Below are 18,227 nucleotides of genomic sequence, written 5' to 3' on the forward strand. Positions count from 1 at the left end.
TGGAACTATAGGGGCACCGGTGATGGTTGAAACGTCTCGGCAATGTCAGTGACCAGGATGAGGACCCAGTTGAGCGAACTGCGATTGATGGCGGTGCACGCCCACCCGGACGACGAGTCCAGCAAGGGCGCCGCCACCATGGCCCGCTACGCCGACGAGGGCGTGCGCGTGCTGGTAGTCACGCTCACCGGCGGCGAGCGCGGCGACATCCTCAACCCAGCGATGGACCTGCCCGACGTGCACGGCCGAATGGCCGAGATCCGCCGCGACGAGATGGCCAAGGCCGCCGAGATCCTCGGCGTCGAGCATCACTGGCTGGGCTTCGTCGACTCCGGATTGCCCGAGGGCGATCCGCCGCCACCGCTGCCCGACGGTTGCCTCGGCGTCGTGCCCCTCGAGGAACCCGTCGAGGAACTGGTGCGGGTGGTCCGCAAGTTCCGCCCGCACGTGATGACCACCTACGACGAGAACGGCGGCTATCCGCATCCCGACCACATCCGCACCCACCAGGTGTCGGTGGCCGCCTACGAGGCGGCCGGTGACTACCGGCTGTTTCCCGACGCCGGTGAGCCGTGGGATGTGCTCAAGCTGTACTACAACCACGGTTTCCTGCGGAAGCGCATGCAGTTGCTGCAGGAGGAGTTCGCCAAGCACGGCGAGGAGGGCCCGTTCGAAAAGTGGCTCAAGCATTGGGATCCCGACGACGACGTGTTCGCCAAGCGGGTCACCACCCGGATCGAATGCGCCAAGTACTTCGCCCAGCGTGACGACGCGCTGCGCGCCCATGCCACCCAGATCGACCCCAACGGCGATTTCTTCCGTGCGCCCATCGAATGGCAGCAAAGGCTCTGGCCCACTGAGGAATACGAGTTGGCCCGGTCGCGGGTGCCGGTGACGCTGCCGGAGAACGACCTGTTCGCGGGGATCGAACCGTGACCGACACCCTGATGCTGGCGGTCACCCTCCTGGCCGACGACGCTCCCCGAAACACCGGCCCCGACTTCGGTAAGGCCAGCCCGTTCGGGTTGATCGTGGTGGTGCTGCTGTTGATCGGCACGTTCGCGTTGGTGTGGTCGATGAACCGGCACCTGCGCAAGCTGCCCAAGTCGTTCGATCAGTCGGAGCCGGACCAGCCGACCGAGGACAACAAAGAGTGAGCCCAGCGGCTGCCGCGATCACGCGCCGAGCAGTGCCAGTGGGATGACGGCGATGCCGTCACGGCGGCGATATGCGTTGCTGCCCGTGGTGATCACCAGCAGATCGACCGTGTCGTCGGAGAGCTGATTGCGCAACCAGTGCAGGTGCCGGACGTCCGCGTCCGTCACGCCCGCGGCGAGTTTGACCCCGCAGCGACAGGATCCGGCCCGCCCCGCTATGGGTGTCGAAACCGGCGGCGGGCGTTGCACTTCCAGTGAGGAGGAATCGCCCCGGCGGTGCGCCGGCATCGACCTTGCGGCGCACGGTATCCCAGATCTCCTGGAGGCGTTGCCACTCGTCGATGAGAAGGGTGCCCGGCGGCGCCGTGACGAAAGCCGGGTCGGCCTCGACCAGTGCGCGCTGATTCGGATCGTCCAACAACCACGCCGCGGTCGCGCGCCGCTGTGCAGTCGCGGTCTTGCCGACGCCCTTCGGGCCGTCGATCGCGATGGTAGGCGCGAGTTCGAGCAACTCGTCGAGCCCCCCGTCGACCGTGCGGGGCACCGACAAGCGGCTACGGTCGGAACGGTGACCAATCGACTCGCCGACGCGACCAGTCCCTATCTGCGCCAGCACGCCGACAACCCGGTGCACTGGCAGCAGTGGACGCCCGAGGCGCTGGCCGAGGCCGCGGCGCGGGACGTCCCGATCCTGCTGTCGATCGGGTACGCGGCATGCCACTGGTGTCACGTGATGGCGCACGAGTCGTTCGAAGACGACCAGGTGGCCGCGGTGATGAACGACGGCTTCGTCAACATCAAGGTCGACCGCGAGGAGCGGCCCGACCTCGACGCGCTGTACATGAACGCCACCGTCGCGCTGACCGGCCAGGGTGGCTGGCCGATGACGTGCTTTCTGACCCCCGACGGCAGGCCGTTCTTCTGCGGTACGTACTACCCGAAGCCGAACTTCCTACAGTTGCTCGCCGCGGTCACGGAGACCTGGCGGGGCCGGCGGGCCGAGGCGGAGGAGGCCTCCGACCGGATCACCGGCGAACTGCGGTCGATGGCCGCGGCGCTGCCCGGCGGGGGGCCGCCCCTGCAGGCCGCGCTGTGCGACCACGCCGTCGCCGCGGCCCTGCGTGACGCCGACGTCGAACGCGGCGGGGTCGGGGGATCGCCGAAATTCCCGCCGTCGGCGCTGCTGGAAGCGCTGCTGCGCAACCACGAACGCACCGGCGACATCCTGCCGCTGGAGGCTGTCGAGCAGACCTGCACCGCGATGGCGCGCGGCGGCATCTACGACCAACTGGCGGGCGGCTTCGCCCGCTACAGCGTCGACGCGTCCTGGGTGGTGCCGCACTTCGAGAAGATGCTCTACGACAATGCGCTGCTGCTACGGGTCTATGCGCATTGGGCGCGTCGCAGTAAAAACCCGTTGGCGCGCAGGGTCGCCGAGCAGACGGCGCGGTTCATCATCGACGAACTCGGCGCCGGTGGCATGTTCACCTCGTCGCTGGACGCGGACGCCGACGGCCGCGAAGGCCTGACCTACGTGTGGACGCCCGCGCAACTGCGCGAGGTGCTGGGTGACGACGACGGCCGTTGGGCCGCAGATGTTTTCAGCGTCACCGCGGAAGGCACGTTCGAACACCGCAGCTCGGTGCTGCAACTGCTCACGGGTCCGGACGACGCGGCGCGGTTCGAGCGGATCCGGAGTGAACTGCTGACCGCACGGTTGACCCGACCGCAGCCCGGTCGCGACGACAAGGTCGTCACCGCGTGGAACGGGTTGGCGATCACCGCCCTCGCCGAGGCGAGTGTGGCGTTGGATCGTCGCGAATTCCTCGACGCGGCAACGCAATGCGCACGGTCGCTGCTCGAACTGCATGTCGTCGACGGCAGGCTGCGCCGCGCCAGCCTCGGCGGCCAGGTGGGCGACAGCGCGGCGATCCTCGAGGACCATGCGGCGCTCGCGACCGGTCTGCTGTCGCTGTACCAACTGACCGGCGACGCGTCGTGGCTGACGGCGGCCACCGGCCTGCTCGACCTCGCCCTCGACCACTTCGCGGGCGGTGAGGGCCGCTGGTTCGACACCGCTGACGACGCCGAACAGTTGATGGTCCGGCCCGCCGACCCGCTAGACGGCGCCACCCCGTCGGGGGCTTCGCTGATCGCCGAGGCGCTGCTGTTGGCCGCCCACCTGGTACCGCAACCGGATCGCTACGCCGTGGCGGCCGACGAAACGCTGTCGAGCGCGACGCCGATCCTGGCCCGGATGCCGCGCTCAGGCGGGCACTGGTTGGCCGTCGCCGAAGCCGCGGTGCGCGGACCGATCCAGATCGCGGTGGCATGCGACCCTGGCCAGTCCGAATTGCTGTCCGCGGCAAGGGAACTGGCACCAGGCGGGGCTATCGTCGTCGGCGGGCCGGTGAACTCCTCGGAGTTGCTGATCGACCGCGACAGGGTGAACGGCGTGGATGCCGCCTACGTCTGCCGCGGCCGGGTGTGCGATCTGCCGGTCACCACAATTGCCGAATTGACGGCGGCGCTGCGGTAGCGTCTCGGCCATGTCGAGCCCTGAGGACAACGCGAAGACCGTCCACCGCTATCTGGAAACCCTGTCGCAGGGTCGCCCCGACGACATCGCCGCCCTCTACGCCGAGGACGCCACCGTCGAGGACCCCGTCGGCGGCGAGGTGCACATCGGCCACGAGGCGATCCGCGGGTTTTACAAGGCCGTCGAGGGCGCCAACGGCACCACCGAGGTCGTCACGCTGCGCGCGCTGGGCAACGAGGCGGCGTTTTTCTGGAAGCTGAACATCCACGGCATGACCATCGAGATCATCAGCACGATGACGTTCGACGACGAGGGCAAGATCGCCTCGATGAAGGCCTACTGGGGCCCGGAGAACATCACCCAGAACTAGAAGACGGCGAACCACATCGCGATGTAGTGGCAGATCGCCGCGACCGCGGTGCAGGCGTGGAAGAACTCGTGGTGGCCGAATGTCGACGGCCACGGGTTGGGCCACTTCAGCGCGTAGAGCACGCCGCCGATGCTGTACAGCGCGCCGCCGACGATCAACAACACCAGCGCCGCGACGCCCGCGCCTTCCATGATCGGCCCGACGAACCACGCCGCCACCCAGCCCAACAGGATGTACAGCGGCACACCGAGCCAGCGCGGCGCCGACGGCCAGAACATCTTCAACAGCACGCCCGCGATCGCGCCGCCCCACACGATCCAGAACAGCACCCAGCCGCTGCGCTCCGGAAGAGCCAGCAGCGCGAAGGGCGTGTAGCTGCCCGCGATGAAGATGAAGATCATCGAGTGGTCGGCGCGTTTCATCCACTTGCGCGCGGTCTCGGACTTCCAGTTCACCCGGTGGTAGGTGCCGCTGACCGTGAACATCGCCACGATCGTGAGCGTGTAGAGCAGGGTCGCCAGCCCGGCGCGCGTCGACTCCACCGACCATGACACCGATACCAACGCGGCGCCCGCGATGAACGCGACGACGGCCGAATAGACGTGAATCCAGCCGCGGGCGCGCGGCTTTCCGAGAACCTTCTCGACGCGGTCGACGACTGCCTCGGGCAGGTCTTCGGCGTATACGCGCGGTGGCTGTTGCTGCGCCTCGTCGGCGGTGTCGATCTGGGCCATGTCACCTCCAGCAATGCCGTGGGGGTCTACGACCGAAACAGTAGTCTGGATCCTCGTGGACATCATTCCTCCTCGTCTCAAGGAACCGATGTACCGCCTCTACGAGATGCGGCTGCGTCAGGGACTGGTGTCCTCCAAAGCTGAACTGCCCCGCCACATCGCGGTGCTCTGCGACGGTAACCGACGCTGGGCACGTGATGCCGGTCACGATGACGTCAGCTACGGCTATCGGATGGGCGCCCGCAAGATCGCCGAGATGCTGCGGTGGTGCCAGGAGACGGGCATCGAGATGGCCACCGTCTATCTGCTGTCCACCGAGAACCTGCAGCGTGACAAGGACGAGCTGGCAGCGCTGATCGAGATCATCACCGACGTCACCGAGGAGATCTGCGCGCCGGCGAACCGGTGGAGCGTGCGCACGGTCGGCGACCTGGAGCTCATCGGCGAGGAGCCCGCGCGCAGGCTGCGCGAGGCCGTCGAGTCGACCAACGGCAACGGAAGCGGGTTCCACGTCAACCTCGCCGTCGGCTACGGCGGCCGCCAGGAGATCGTCGACGCCGTCCGCCAGCTGCTCAACAAGGAGCTGGCCAACGGCGCCACCGGTGAGCAGCTGATCGAGGCCGTCACCATCGACGCTATCTCGGAGAACCTGTACACCTCCGGCCAACCCGACCCGGATCTGGTGATCCGCACCTCGGGGGAGCAGCGGCTGTCGGGGTTCCTGCTGTGGCAGAGCGCCTACTCGGAGATGTGGTTCACGGAGGCGTACTGGCCGGAGTTCCGCCGGGTCGATTTCCTTCGCGCACTGCGCGATTACAGCGCGCGTCACCGTCGTTACGGCATGTAGGGGACACTTGAGCCATGGCTGCGCTGTCAGCGGTGGTCTTCTCGCTCAGCTGGTGGTTGGGCCTGTACCTGCTGGCCCGTGACCCACGCAAACCCGTCCTCGTACTGGCCGCGGTCGGGCTGACCAGTTTCGCGTGCGTGGTCGCGCTCGACGCGGTCCGGGTGACCAGCGGCGTGACCGCGCTGAGCAGCGTCGAGATCTACCTTGTCGCGGTGCCAGGGATCGCGTGGTTCGCCGTGCTGCTCGAACTGTGCCGCCCGTCAGATAGGTGGCGCAGCCGGGCCGGCGAGATCACGCTCGTGGCCGGTGTCGGCGCCGTCACGTTGTTTGGTGCCGTGATGGCGGGCAATGTCGACGGCCCGGTGCGGTTCGGCCACTGGGTGATGTTCGCCGCGATCTCGGTGTCGACGCTGGGCGCCATGATCGTGGCGGTGTTGCAGCGCGCGCCGGGTCGGATCATGGGCTTCGTCGTGATCGGCACGCTGTTCTTCGCGCTCGCCAATGCGATCGTCGTGATCCCGCTGGGTCTGGTGCCGAGCTGGATCGCGTTGGCGTCCACGGGGTTCGACGTCGGAGTGCTCGGGTTGGCCGTCGCGATGTGGGACGCATTCGACGAGGGGCAGGCGCTACGCGCGGACATGCTGAGGTCATTCGTGGCGACGGCCGTGGTGGCGCTGCTGTTCGGCGGGCAACTCTTGATCGGGCTGGCGGTATCGGATCAGCACACGGCGTTGACGGTGCTGCTATTCACCAGCCTCGGCATCGCGATCGCGATCAACGTGCTTGCCGATCCGCTGGCGGGGCTGCTGGACCGGGTGACATTCTCCCGCTCGCCCGGGCTGCGGGCCGACCGTGCCGCGCTGCGGGATGCGGAAGCTGCGTTGCCGCGACGTTCGGCCAGCCCACTCGACGACGTCGACGACGAGACCTTCGTCCGGCTGACCCGCCGCGCGCTGGGTCACTACGGCGACCTGTCCAAGCTCGTCGCCAGCCCGCTGACCGCGCTGCCGATCATCGACGAGCGACTGGCCGCCCGCGGCGCACCCGACGCGCCGCTCGAGCGGGCCAACGAGCTCAAGGCCCTGCTGGCCGACCGCATCGCCCGCCTCAAGCCGCGCGACGGCGGCGACTTCGGCACCACCGAACAGTGGCGGCACTACAACTCGCTGTACTTCCCGTACGTCGTCGGCGTGCGCGCCTATGCGCAGAACGCCACCGCCGCCGGGCTGGACCCGGTCGCGCGGCAGGCGTGGCAGTGGTTCGTCACCGAGGTGCCGCAGCGGTCGCTGCACAACTGGCAGAACGCCGCGGCCCGGCTGATCGCCGCCGATCTACGCGGCAACCTGGTGGCCGCGGAAAACCGCTGACTCCGGCTGGTTAGGTCACTCCTCCTCGGGCTCGTTCCTCGCCCGCATTGTCGTGACCTGCGGTTGGCAGTAGCTGGCAGCGTCCGGCGTCGATCTGGCAGTGGGTTCTGAGCAGTCTCGAAGCCATGACCGCAATCAACACCCGCCCGGTCCGGGAAACTCGGCCGAATGTCGCCGCCGCTGCGGCTCCAGGCGATTCTCTGCTGCGCTTCGCCCTCCGCGCCGACGCGACCCTGTGCGCCGGCCTGGGCTTGCTCGTCGCGATGGCGGCCGATCCGCTGTCGCGGCTGTCCGGTCTGTCATCCACGTCGGAATTCATCGGCGGCGCGGCGTTGGTGGTGTACGGCGCGGCGCTGTATCTGGCCGCAGGCCTGCCCCACGTCCGACGCGTCGGCGTCGGCGTGCTCGCAGGCAACGTCGCGTTCGCGATCGTCGTCACCGTCGTCCTGGTCGCGGGATGGCTGCCGCTGACCGAATTCGGCGTGGTGGCGACGGCGGCGTTCACCGTCGTCACCCTCGGCTTCGCCTACGCCCAGTACCTCGGAGTGCGCGCGTAACTCCGTCACGGACTGGTCCGGAGCCGCCGTTGTAAGAGGTTGCTTCGTCGGCTCCGGAACGGTCGCCCCACCCACCCACGAAAGGAAGTTGCATGACCGCCATCTCCGTGAACCGCACCGGCACGACCGACTCGTTTCTGCGCTTCGCCCTGCGCGCCGACGCCACCTGCAGCGGGCTGATGGGCATCGCCGGTATCCCGCTCGCAGGCTGGCTCGCCGAAGTGTCCGGCACCACCAAGGCGTTCGAGTACTCGATGAGCGCCTTCTTCATCGCGTTCGCCATCGGTGTATTCGCCGTCGCCGCAATGCCTTCGGTGAAACGAGCCGGCATCGTGATCGCCACGGGCAACCTGCTGTACACGGTCGGCACCGTCGTCTTCGTGCTCGCCGACGTCTTCCCGCTGACCGCGACGGGCATCGTGCTGACGCTCGCGGCAGGTGTCTACACGCTGGTGATGGCGGAGTTGCAGTACACCGGCTGGCGCCGCGCCAAGGCGTAAGCCGTCCAATGGCCACTTATGGCACGGTTTCTCGCCTCAGGTTCAAGGGGTGATTGCAACGGCTCCTAGCTGAGGAGTTGTTGATGCGTCCGTCGCGTTATGCCTGTGTTGGTCGTCAGTTCTGGGGTCATGTCGGCGATGGCACGTCGGTGGTGGAGGCGGCGCAGGCAGTCGGTGTGTCGGTGCGCACCGGCTGGCGCTGGTTTGCCGATGCTGGCGGGGTGAGACCCAAATTTCCTGATGAGACCGGTGTGCGGAAGTGGTCGCGGCTGGGCGAAGACGAACGTAACGAAATTCAAGACGGCATTGCCAGAGGGGAAAGCATTCGGCAGATCGGCAGGCGGCTGGGCCGCCCGGCCTCGACGGTCATGCGTGAGATCGACCGAAACGCGTTCTGCCGTGGACGATATCGTTCGCGGTACCGGTTCGGGGCGCAACGGCACGGCGGCTGGGATGCCACGCCGAGGTATCGGGCCGGCGTCGCACAGGCGCGTGCTCACGCGCGGGCTCGACGCCCGAAACCGCGCAAGCTGGCCACCAATGAACGGTTGCACCTTGAGGTGCAGAATCGGCTGCTAGACGACCACAGTCCTCAACAGATCGCCAACCGGCTGCCGATCGAATTTCCCGACGATGCGGAGATGCGGGTGTCCCACGAGACCATCTATCAGTCGATCTACGTGCAGGGTAAAGGAAATCTGCGCCGTGAGCTGCACAAATGTCTACGCACTGGGCGGGCGTTGCGCAAGCCTCAACGACGCGGTAACCAGCGCCGAGGGCAAATCCGCGACATGGTCAACATCAGCGAGCGTCCACCGGAGGTCGAAGACCGTGCCGTACCCGGCCACTGGGAAGGTGACCTGATCATGGGTAGCACCGCATCGGGTTCGGCGATCGGCACCGTGGTCGAACGCATGACTCGGTTCGTGCTGCTGCTGCATCTGCCTGACGACCACGGTGCCCTGGCAGTGCAAGAGGCCATCGTCGCGAAAATGGCTCAGCTGCCGGCGATTCTGCGTAAGACACTGACCTGGGATCAAGGCAAAGAGATGGCCAATCACGCCGCTATCGCCGCAGCGACGGAATTAGATATCTACTTCTGTGATCCGCACTCACCATGGCAGCGCGGGACCAACGAGAACACCAACGGACTGCTGCGCCAATACTTTGCTAAAGGCACCGACTTGTCGATCTTCCCGGCAGACTATCTGGACTACGTCGCCGCCAAGCTCAACAACCGGCCCCGGCAAACCCTGAGCTGGAAGACCCCAGCCGAAACCCTCGACGAACTACTCTCAAACCCGTCAAAACCACCCGCTGTTGCAATCACAGCGTGAAACCGCCCGCGATNCACTGACCTGGGATCAAGGCAAAGAGATGGCCAATCACGCCGCTATCGCCGCAGCGACGGAATTAGATATCTACTTCTGTGATCCGCACTCACCATGGCAGCGCGGGACCAACGAGAACACCAACGGACTGCTGCGCCAATACTTTGCTAAAGGCACCGACTTGTCGATCTTCCCGGCAGACTATCTGGACTACGTCGCCGCCAAGCTCAACAACCGGCCCCGGCAAACCCTGAGCTGGAAGACCCCAGCCGAAACCCTCGACGAACTACTCTCAAACCCGTCAAAACCACCCGCTGTTGCAATCACAGCGTGAAACCGCCCGCGAAACACGTGTCATAAGTGGCCATTCGGCGCCTACAGCTTGCGCAGCCGCAGCCTGTTGATCGCGTGGTCGGCGTCTTTACGCAACACCAGCGTCGCGCGCGGGCGCGTCGGCAGGATGTTCTCGATCAGGTTGGGGCGGTTGATCGAATGCCAGATGTCGCGCGCGGCGAACACCGCGGCGTCGTCGGTCAGCGTGGCGTAGTGGTGGAAGTGTGACGCCGGGTCGGCGAACGCGGTGGTCCGCAAGCCGAGAAACCGGTTGATGTACCACTGTTCGATGTCCTCGATGCGCGCGTCGACGTATACCGAGAAGTCGAACAGGTCCGACACCATCAACGCCGGGCCGGTCTGTAACACGTTGAGGCCCTCGAGGATCAGGATGTCCGGATGCATCACGAGCTGCTTCTCGCCGGGCACGATGTCGTAGAGCAGATGCGAGTAGACCGGCGCGCACACCTTGTCGGCGCCCGACTTCACCGCCGTGACGAACCGCATCAGCGCGCGCCGGTCGTAACTCTCGGGGAAACCCTTGCGATGCATCAGGTTTCGGCGACCGAGTTCGGCGTTCGGATACAGGAAGCCGTCGGTGGTGACGAGGTCCACCCGTGGGTGGTGTTCGAAGCGGGCCAGAAGCGCCTGCAGCACACGGGCGGTCGTGGATTTGCCGACCGCGACGCTGCCCGCGACGCCGATGATGAACGGCACCGGCCGGTCCGGATTCTGCTGGGGCTCGCCGAGGAATTCGGCGGTCGCGGCGAACAACCGCTGGCGCGCCGCCACCTGCAGGTGGATCAACCGGGCCAGCGGCAGATAGACCTCTTCGACCTCCAGTAGGTCGAGCTTCTCGCCAAGACCCCGCAGTTGCAGCACTTCGTCTTCGGTCAGCTTCATCGGCGTCGACATGCGCAGGGCGCGCCATTGACTCCGGTCGAACTCCACGTAGGGGCTCGGCTCGCTCAGCCGCGGCATGGGGTCAGTCTTGCATTTAACGTTGAGGCCATGGACGCGACCACCTTGATGCGGGAATATCTGCTGCTCGGCCTGCGCTTCGACCGGATCGAGGAAGGCTACGTCGACTCCTTCACCGGCGACCCCGAGCTGCGCCAGCAGGTGGCCAACGAGCCCGCCCCCGACCCCGCCGACCTGGCGATCCAAGCCGAGCGGCTGGCCGCCGACATCCCCGACGACCTGGAACCGGCCCGCGCCGCCTACGTCGCGGCCCATCTGCGCGCGCTGGCGTGTGCGGGCCGCAAATTCGCGGGCCAGGACGTCGGGTTCGTCGACGAGGTGCAGGCGTATTTCGACGTGCACATCGCCAAGGGCGACCCGGAGCGCTACGAACAGGCCCATCGCAAGCTCGACGACGCCCTCGGCGGCAGCGGACCGCTTGCCGAGCGGATGCAGGCCTACCGGGCCGCCGAGGAGATCCCGCCCGCCCGGCTCGAGGAGGCCATCCACGCGTTCTCCAGCGCCCTGCGCGACCGGGTGCGCGCCGAATTCCCGCTGCCCGACCGCGAGACCATCACCTACGAGGTCGTCACCGACAAACCGTGGTCGGGGTTCAACTACTACCTCGGCGACTACCGCTCGACCGTCGCCGTCAACGCCGACCTCAAGCAGCAGATGTCCAATCTGCCCCGCCTGGTCGCGCACGAGTCCTATCCCGGCCACCACACCGAGCACTGCCGCAAGGAGGCCGGCCTCGTCGAAGGTAAGGGCCAGGCCGAGCAGACCATCTTCCTGGTGAACACGCCGCAGTGCCTGATGGCCGAGGGGCTGGCCGATCTGGCGCTGTACGCCGCGATCGGGCCGGAGTGGGGCGGCTGGGCCCGCGAGATCTACGCCGACCTCGGCCTGCGGTTCGACGGTGAGCGCGCCCAGGCGTTAGCGGACGCTGGGCACCTCCTAGCTGATGTGCGCCAGGACGCGGCGCTGATGCTGCACGACGAGCACCGCGACGTCGACGACGTGGTCGCGTTCCTCAAGCGCTGGCTGCTGGTCAACGACGAGCGCGCCCGCCAGATGCTGCGGTTCCTGTCGTCGCCGCTGTGGCGCGCCTACACCAGCACCTACGTCGAGGGGTACCGGTTGCTGCGCGGCTGGCTGGAGGCCAGGCCCGACGGCGTCAGCCTCACCGAACGGTTCGGGCGCTTGCTCGACGAGCCGCTGATTCCGTCGTCGCTGCGATAATTGTCGCCGAACGTGGGTTACCGTCACGCGAAACAGCGATGTGGCGTGCGTTAATCCCACATTCGGCGCCGATAGCACCGGAAAGTAGGCTGAGGCCATGACTGCAGACCCCGTCACCAGCTCAGCTCCGGGTGCCGAGTACGCCGATACCGCAAGCGCCGCCTACCGTTCGATGCTGCAGATCATCGAGTCCGTCGAGCCACGCATCGCGGCCGCGACGCGGAAAGAGCTTGCCGATCAACGTGATTCGCTCAAGCTGATCGCCAGCGAGAACTATGCCTCGCCTGCGGCGTTGCTGACCATGGGCAGCTGGCTGTCGGACAAGTACGCCGAGGGCACCATCGGGCACCGGTTCTACGCCGGCTGCCAGAACGTGGACACCGTCGAGACGGTGGCCGCGGAACACGCCCGCGAGCTGTTCGGCTCGCCGTACGCCTACGTGCAGCCGCATTCGGGCATCGACGCCAACCTCGTTGCCTACTGGGCCATCCTGGCCACCCGCGTCGAGGCGCCCGGCCTGGCCGACAAGGGCGTCAGGAACGTCAACGACCTGTCCGAGGCGGACTGGGAGGAGCTGCGCGGCAAGCTGGGTAATCAGCGGCTGCTCGGCATGTCGCTGGACGCCGGTGGCCACCTCACCCACGGATTCCGGCCCAACATCTCCGGCAAGATGTTCCACCAGCGCAGCTACGGCACCGACCCGAACACCGAGTTGCTCGACTACGACGCGCTGGCCGCGGCCGCCCGCGAGTTCAAGCCGCTGATCCTGGTCGGCGGGTACTCCGCCTATCCGCGCCGGATCAACTTCGCCAAGCTGCGCGAGATCGCCGACGAGGTGGGCGCCACCCTGATGGTCGACATGGCGCATTTCGCGGGCCTGGTCGCGGGCAAGGTGTTCACCGGCGACGAGGATCCCGTGCCGCACGCCCACGTCACCACGACCACCACGCACAAGTCGCTGCGGGGTCCGCGTGGCGGGCTGGTGCTCGCCACCGCCGAGTACTCCGACGCGGTCGACAAGGGCTGCCCAATGGTGTTGGGCGGACCGCTGTCTCACGTGATGGCGGCCAAGGCCGTCGCATTGGCGGAGGCGCGTCAACCCGCGTTCCAGGCCTACGCGCAGCGCGTCGCCGACAACGCCAAGGCGCTCGCCGACGGCTTCCTCAAACGCGGTGCCCGCCTGGTCACCGGCGGCACCGACAACCACATCGTGCTGCTCGACGTGTCGTCGTTCGGGCTGACCGGCCGCCAGGCCGAGTCGGCGCTGCTGGACTCCGGCGTCGTCACCAACCGCAACTCGATCCCGGCCGACCCCAATGGCGCCTGGTACACCAGCGGCATCCGGTTGGGCACGCCGGCGCTGACCACGCGCGGCTTCGGACCCGACGACTTCGACCGAGTCGCCGAACTGATGGTCGAGGTGCTGTCCAACACGCAACCGGAGGGCACGTCGAAGGCCAAGTACAAGTTGGCCGACGGCACCGCCGAACGGGTGCACGCCGGTGCGGCCGAGTTGCTGACCGCCAACCCGCTGTATCCCGGACTGACGCTGTAAAGACGTAGCCCCCAAATCGGCGCGTGTGCGTGTCACACTCGCCGCCGTGACCGCGACAGCTGAGCTTTTTACGTCCGTCATGGCCGCGCCGCTGGGCGATGTCGATCCTGAGATCGCGCAGTTGTTGGGCAGGGAACTGGGCCGTCAACGCGACACGCTGGAGATGATCGCGTCGGAAAACTTCGCGCCGCGCGCGGTGTTGCAGTTGCAGGGCAGCGTGCTGACCAACAAGTACGCAGAAGGGCTGCCGGGCCGCCGGTACTACGGGGGCTGCGAGCACGTCGACGCGATCGAGAACGTCGCGCGTGACCGCGCCAAGGCGTTGTTCGGTGCCGAATTCGCCAATGTGCAACCGCATTCCGGTGCGCAGGCCAATGCCGCTGTGCTGGCCGCGCTGATGGCGCCCGGTGAGCGGTTGCTCGGCCTCGACCTCGCCAACGGTGGACACCTGACGCACGGTATGAAGCTGAACTTCTCCGGCAAGGTGTATGAAAGTGGTTGCTACGGAGTCGATCCCGCGTCAGGTCTGATCGACATGGACGCAGTGCGGGCACACGCCAAGGAGTTTCGGCCCCGGGTCCTGATCGCCGGGTGGTCGGCGTATCCGCGCACGCTGGACTTCGCGGCGTTCCGATCGGTCGCCGACGAGGTCGGTGCGCACCTGTGGGTGGACATGGCGCATTTCGCGGGACTGGTCGCCGCGGGCCTGCACCCGTCACCGGTGCCGCACGCCGATCTGGTGTCGACGACCGTGCACAAGACGCTGGGTGGTGCCCGGTCGGGGTTGATCCTGGGCAAGCAGCGGTTAGCCAAGGCCGTCAACTCGGCGGTGTTTCCCGGCACGCAGGGCGGGCCCGCCATGCAGGTGGTCGCCGCCAAGGCCGTCACGTTCAAGATCGCGGGGACGGCGGAGTTCGCCGAACGCCAGCGGCGCACCCTCTCGGGTGCCCGTGTCGTCGCCGACCGACTGCTGGGCGCCGACGTCGCCCGCGCAGGCGTGCGGATCGTCACCGGCGGCACCGACGTACACCTGGTGCTGGTCGACCTGCGCGACTCGCCGCTGGACGGCAAGACCGCCGAAGACCTGCTCCACGACGTCGGCATCACGGTCAACCGCAACGCCGTGCCCAACGACCCGCGGCCACCGATGGTCACGTCGGGCCTGCGGATCGGCACGTCAGCGTTGGCGACCCGCGGATTCAGCGATGCCGAGTTCGCCGAGGTGGCCGACGTGATTGCTGCGGCGCTGACGCAGACCGCCGACGTTTCGGCACTGGCCGCGCGGGTTCGCCGGCTGGCCGCCGAGTTTCCCCTCTACGAGGGTCTGGAGGACTGGGAACTGCACGGACGGTGACACGCCAGGCCCGATTTCAGGAAATGTGTGAACTCGGGTTACAGTTACTTTCATGGCACAGAAACCTGTAGCTAATGCGTTGATACTCGAGCTCGAGCCGGTCGTCGCGCGCGAGCTGCGGCGCCACATCGATTCCGAGGACCTGTGGTACGCCCACGACTATGTGCCGTTCGAACAGGGCGAGAACTTCGCCTTCCTCGGCGGCCGCGACTGGGATCCGTCGCAGGTCACGTTGCCCAAGACGATCACCGACGCCCTCGAGATCCTGCTGATCACCAAGGACAACCTCGCCGGCTACCACCGCGAGTTCGTGTTCAGCTTCATCCTGGAGAACAAGTGGGGCCGCTGGCTCGGCCGCTGGACCGCCGAGGAGCACCTGCACGCCATCGCGCTGCGCAACTATCTCGTCGTCACCCGCGAGATCGATCCGGCCGCCAATGAGGACGTGCGCGTCGAGCACGTGATGAAGGGCTACCGCGCCGACACGTACACCCAGATCGAGCGCCTGGTGTTCATGACGTTCTTCGAGCGTGAGCACGCCGTGTTCTGCCGCAATCTCGAAGCCCAGATCACCGAGCCGGTGTTGAAAGGCCTGATCGGTCGCATCGCCCGCGACGAGGAGCGCCACGAAGAGTTCTTCGCCAACCTGGTGACCCACTGCCTTGGCTACAGCCGCGAGGAGACCGTCGAGGCGATCGCGCGCCGCGCGGCGGAACTCGACGTGGTGGGCGGCGACATCGACGCGTACAAGGACAAGGTGGCCACGGTCGCCGAGGCCGGCATCTTCACCAAGGAGCAACTGCGCCAGGTGATCGCCGACCGCATCATTGCGTGGGGCCTTGCGGACGAACCGTCGCTGAAGCAGTTCGTCTGACGCGTTAGCTTCATAGCGGCACCGGCGGCGACATTAGCTACGGCGCGCCTGCACGGCGCGAACCGCGAAGCGAGAGTAGCGTCGTTTCTCGATGGCTAGCGACATGCTCTGCTATCCGGGCGGTACCGATCGTTTCGATCACGAGAGGACCGGCCCCGGTCCTGGTACCGCAGCGTCCGCCGAAGTGTTCGTGCGGGGCCGCATGAATTCCCTCGCCTCGAGGAGCGCTACGTGACCAAAACTACCGTCCGGACCTATGTGCTCGACACCTCCGTGCTGCTGTCCGACCCCTGGGCCGCAACCAGGTTCGCCGAACACGAAGTGGTGGTCCCGTTGGTGGTGATCAGCGAACTGGAAGCCAAGCGGCATCACCACGAGCTCGGCTGGTTCGCCAGGCAGGCACTGCGGATGTTCGACGATCTGCGGCTCGAGCACGGACGGCTGGATCAGCCGATTCCTGTTGGGACGCAAGGCGGTACGCTGCATGTCGAGCTGAACCACAGTGATCCGACGGTGCTGCCCGCCGGCTTCCGCAATGAGAGCAACGATGCGCGGATCCTGACGGTCGCGGCCAACCTCGCCGCCGAGGGCAAGCGAGTCACGTTGGTCAGCAAGGACATTCCGCTGCGCGTGAAGGCAGGCGCCGTCGGCCTCACCGCCGACGAGTACCACGCTCAGGACGTCATCACGTCGGGCTGGACCGGCATGGACGAGATCGAACTGACGCCTGGCGACATCGACAAGCTGTACGCCGACGGCGAAATCGACTCGGAAACGGCACGTAATCTCCCGTGCCACACCGGAGTTCGGCTGTTGGGCGGCAGCTCGCATGCATTGGGCCGGGTCAACGCCGAGAAGCGGATTCAGCTGGTGCGCGGGGACCGTGAGGTGTTCGGGTTGCGCGGCCGTTCCGCGGAGCAGCGGGTGGCGCTGGATCTGCTGCTCGACGAGTCCATCGGCATCGTGTCGCTCGGCGGCAAGGCGGGTACCGGTAAGTCCGCGCTGGCGCTGTGCGCCGGTCTGGAGGCGGTGCTGGAACGCCGAACGCACCGCAAGGTCGTCGTGTTCCGGCCGCTTTACGCGGTCGGCGGGCAGGACCTCGGCTACCTACCCGGCAGCGAGAGCGAGAAGATGGGCCCGTGGGCGCAGGCCGTCTTCGACACCCTCGAAGGGTTGGCCAGTCCGGCGGTGCTCGAAGAGGTGCTCTCCCGCGGCATGCTCGAGGTGCTGCCGCTGACCCACATTCGCGGCCGGTCGCTGCACGACTCGTTCGTGATCGTCGACGAGGCCCAGTCGCTGGAACGCAATGTGCTGCTGACCGTGCTGTCCCGGTTGGGCGCCGGATCGCGGGTGGTGCTCACCCACGACGTCGCCCAGCGCGACAATTTGCGGGTCGGCAGGCACGACGGCGTCGCCGCGGTGATCGAGAAGCTCAAGGGCCATCCGCTGTTCGCCCACATCACGCTGCTGCGCAGTGAGCGCTCGCCGATCGCGGCGCTGGTCACCGAGATGCTCGAGGAGATCAGTCCGGGCGCCCTGCCCTGATCGCGATTAGTGGAGCCGCAGCCGCGGTCGGCGCGGTTCAGGCTCCTCATATCACCAATCGGTAGGCTGCTTGCGTGCCGAAGCGACCCGACAGCCAGGGCTGGCGGTATGCCAGAACCGTTCTGGGCGTGTCCGCGGCCGCCGCGGTGCTGATCATCGGCAGCCTCACCGGGCATATCCGCAAGGCGGGCGCGGAGGACGTCGACTGCTCGAAGGTGAAGTGTGTGGCGCTGACGTTCGACGACGGGCCGAGCCCCTACACCGACCGGCTACTGCAGATTCTCAAGGACAACGGCGCGAAGGCGACGTTCTTCCTGATCGGCAACAAGGTCGCGGCCAACCCCGCGGGTGCCAAGCGCATCGCCGAGGCCGGCATGGAGGTGGGCAACCACACCTGGGAGCACCCCAACATGACGACCATCCCGCCGGAGGACATCCCGAGTCAGATCTCCAAGGCCAACGACGCCATCCAGGCCGCGACGGGCCAGCGGCCCAAACTGATGCGTACCGCGGGCGGGCTGATCAACGACAAGGTGTTGGCGGCCGCCAAAGCCCAGGGCATGGCCGACATCAACTGGGACGTGATCCCGTTCGACTGGGCGAATGACTCCAACACCGGTGCGACGCGCTACATGCTGATGACGCAGATCAAACCGCACTCGGTGGTGTTGTTCCACGACACCTACTCCAGCACAGTCGATCTGGTCTACCAGTTCATTCCTGTGTTGCGGCGCAACGGTTACCACATGGTGACTGTGAGCCAGATGGTCGGACCGCGGGAGCCGGGCACCAGCTACGGCAGCCGCGAAAACGGCCCGCCGGTCAACGATCTGATGGACATCCCGCCCGCCGAGATTCCGACGCTGCCGCCGACGCCGTCGCCCGCGCCGATGCCGAATTTCCCGATCCGCGACATCGAGGGCGCCAATTCCGGCGGCGTGAACAACGGCGCCTGAGTAGGG

18 protein-coding genes and 2 pseudogenes are annotated in these 18,227 nt (G+C 66.9%); 16 read left to right on the top strand and 4 right to left on the bottom strand.

Annotated elements, in window-relative coordinates; all coding sequences use genetic code 11:
- The first annotated feature begins 69 nt into the window (after nucleotides 1-69).
- Nucleotides 70-936 (top strand): mycothiol conjugate amidase Mca, encoded by an 867-nt coding sequence (gene mca / locus C1A30_RS33345; protein WP_101953071.1) that lies wholly within the window; start codon nucleotides 70-72, stop codon nucleotides 934-936.
- Complete coding sequence (locus C1A30_RS33350) at nucleotides 933-1,157, top strand: hypothetical protein (protein ID WP_101952456.1); 225 nt, start codon at nucleotides 933-935, stop codon at nucleotides 1,155-1,157. The genes mca and C1A30_RS33350 overlap by 4 nt, the downstream gene beginning before the upstream one ends.
- 18 nt (nucleotides 1,158-1,175) lie before the next feature.
- On the opposite strand, the gene C1A30_RS35900 is transcribed toward C1A30_RS33350, so the two are convergent.
- The gene (locus C1A30_RS35900) at nucleotides 1,176-1,325 is read right to left on the bottom strand and encodes a hypothetical protein (RefSeq protein WP_200828596.1); all 150 of its coding nucleotides are present in this window, start codon (nucleotides 1,323-1,325) and stop codon (nucleotides 1,176-1,178) included.
- 46 nt (nucleotides 1,326-1,371) lie between these two features.
- Nucleotides 1,372-1,791: pseudogene (locus C1A30_RS33355) on the bottom strand (AAA family ATPase); the annotation flags it as partial.
- Between C1A30_RS33355 and C1A30_RS33360 the strand changes: the two are divergent.
- Together C1A30_RS33360 and C1A30_RS33365 are read left to right on the top strand one after the other, a co-directional pair.
- Complete coding sequence (locus C1A30_RS33360; RefSeq protein ID WP_101952457.1) at nucleotides 1,726-3,696, top strand: thioredoxin domain-containing protein; 1,971 nt, start codon at nucleotides 1,726-1,728, stop codon at nucleotides 3,694-3,696. The pseudogene C1A30_RS33355 and the gene C1A30_RS33360 sit on opposite strands and share 66 nt — an antisense overlap.
- 10 nt (nucleotides 3,697-3,706) lie before the next feature.
- Nucleotides 3,707-4,066: a nuclear transport factor 2 family protein gene (locus C1A30_RS33365; RefSeq protein WP_101952458.1), complete on the top strand. Its 360-nt coding sequence runs from the start codon at nucleotides 3,707-3,709 to the stop codon at nucleotides 4,064-4,066.
- On the opposite strand, the gene C1A30_RS33370 is transcribed toward C1A30_RS33365, so the two are convergent.
- Nucleotides 4,063-4,800 (bottom strand): hemolysin III family protein, encoded by a 738-nt coding sequence (locus tag C1A30_RS33370; RefSeq protein WP_101952459.1) that lies wholly within the window; start codon nucleotides 4,798-4,800, stop codon nucleotides 4,063-4,065. The genes C1A30_RS33365 and C1A30_RS33370 overlap by 4 nt on opposite strands.
- A 55-nt stretch (nucleotides 4,801-4,855) precedes the next feature.
- Here C1A30_RS33370 and C1A30_RS33375 point away from each other — a divergent pair, with 55 nt between their 5' ends.
- The 6 genes and pseudogenes from C1A30_RS33375 to C1A30_RS33400 form a co-directional block, all read left to right on the top strand.
- A complete protein-coding gene (locus C1A30_RS33375) occupies nucleotides 4,856-5,647 on the top strand; it encodes a (2Z,6E)-farnesyl diphosphate synthase (RefSeq protein ID WP_101952460.1) in 792 nt (263 codons plus the stop codon).
- A 14-nt stretch (nucleotides 5,648-5,661) separates the two neighbouring features.
- A complete protein-coding gene (locus tag C1A30_RS33380) occupies nucleotides 5,662-7,014 on the top strand; it encodes a hypothetical protein (protein WP_101952461.1) in 1,353 nt (450 codons plus the stop codon).
- Nucleotides 7,015-7,139: 125 nt separating this feature from the next.
- A complete protein-coding gene (locus tag C1A30_RS33385) occupies nucleotides 7,140-7,571 on the top strand; it encodes a hypothetical protein (RefSeq protein ID WP_101952462.1) in 432 nt (143 codons plus the stop codon).
- A gap of 92 nt (nucleotides 7,572-7,663) precedes the next feature.
- Entirely contained in the window at nucleotides 7,664-8,071 is a 408-nt protein-coding gene (locus tag C1A30_RS33390) for a hypothetical protein (RefSeq protein WP_101952463.1), read from the top strand.
- Between the two features lie 83 nt (nucleotides 8,072-8,154).
- Nucleotides 8,155-9,408 (top strand): IS30 family transposase, encoded by a 1,254-nt coding sequence (locus C1A30_RS33395; RefSeq protein WP_235009817.1) that lies wholly within the window; start codon nucleotides 8,155-8,157, stop codon nucleotides 9,406-9,408.
- A 16-nt stretch (nucleotides 9,409-9,424) separates the two neighbouring features.
- Nucleotides 9,425-9,736 (top strand): annotated as a pseudogene (locus C1A30_RS33400) (IS30 family transposase); the annotation flags it as partial.
- A gap of 41 nt (nucleotides 9,737-9,777) precedes the next feature.
- Here the strand turns inward: C1A30_RS33400 and coaA are convergent.
- Entirely contained in the window at nucleotides 9,778-10,716 is a 939-nt protein-coding gene (gene coaA, locus C1A30_RS33405) for a type I pantothenate kinase (protein WP_067800337.1), read from the bottom strand.
- A gap of 30 nt (nucleotides 10,717-10,746) precedes the next feature.
- Here coaA and C1A30_RS33410 point away from each other — a divergent pair, with 30 nt between their 5' ends.
- From C1A30_RS33410 to C1A30_RS33435, 6 genes are all read left to right on the top strand, one after another.
- Nucleotides 10,747-11,937, top strand: a complete 1,191-nt coding sequence (locus tag C1A30_RS33410; RefSeq protein WP_101952464.1) for a DUF885 domain-containing protein — start codon at nucleotides 10,747-10,749, stop codon at nucleotides 11,935-11,937.
- 97 nt (nucleotides 11,938-12,034) lie between these two features.
- Nucleotides 12,035-13,492, top strand: coding sequence for a glycine hydroxymethyltransferase (locus tag C1A30_RS33415; protein WP_101952465.1), 1,458 nt, complete (start codon nucleotides 12,035-12,037; stop codon nucleotides 13,490-13,492).
- Between the two features lie 79 nt (nucleotides 13,493-13,571).
- Nucleotides 13,572-14,846, top strand: a complete 1,275-nt coding sequence (gene glyA / locus C1A30_RS33420) for a serine hydroxymethyltransferase (protein ID WP_101952466.1) — start codon at nucleotides 13,572-13,574, stop codon at nucleotides 14,844-14,846.
- Between the two features lie 52 nt (nucleotides 14,847-14,898).
- On the top strand, nucleotides 14,899-15,720 hold the full coding sequence (locus tag C1A30_RS33425; RefSeq protein WP_101952467.1) for an acyl-ACP desaturase: 822 nt from the start codon (nucleotides 14,899-14,901) through the stop codon (nucleotides 15,718-15,720).
- A gap of 231 nt (nucleotides 15,721-15,951) precedes the next feature.
- The gene (locus C1A30_RS33430) at nucleotides 15,952-17,265 is read left to right on the top strand and encodes a PhoH family protein (RefSeq protein ID WP_101952468.1); all 1,314 of its coding nucleotides are present in this window, start codon (nucleotides 15,952-15,954) and stop codon (nucleotides 17,263-17,265) included.
- A 74-nt stretch (nucleotides 17,266-17,339) separates the two neighbouring features.
- On the top strand, nucleotides 17,340-18,221 hold the full coding sequence (locus tag C1A30_RS33435; protein WP_101952469.1) for a polysaccharide deacetylase family protein: 882 nt from the start codon (nucleotides 17,340-17,342) through the stop codon (nucleotides 18,219-18,221).
- Nucleotides 18,222-18,227: the final 6 nt, after the last annotated feature.

The sequence above is a fragment of the Mycobacterium sp. 3519A genome (assembly GCF_900240945.1).
GTDB lineage: Bacteria > Actinomycetota > Actinomycetes > Mycobacteriales > Mycobacteriaceae > Mycobacterium.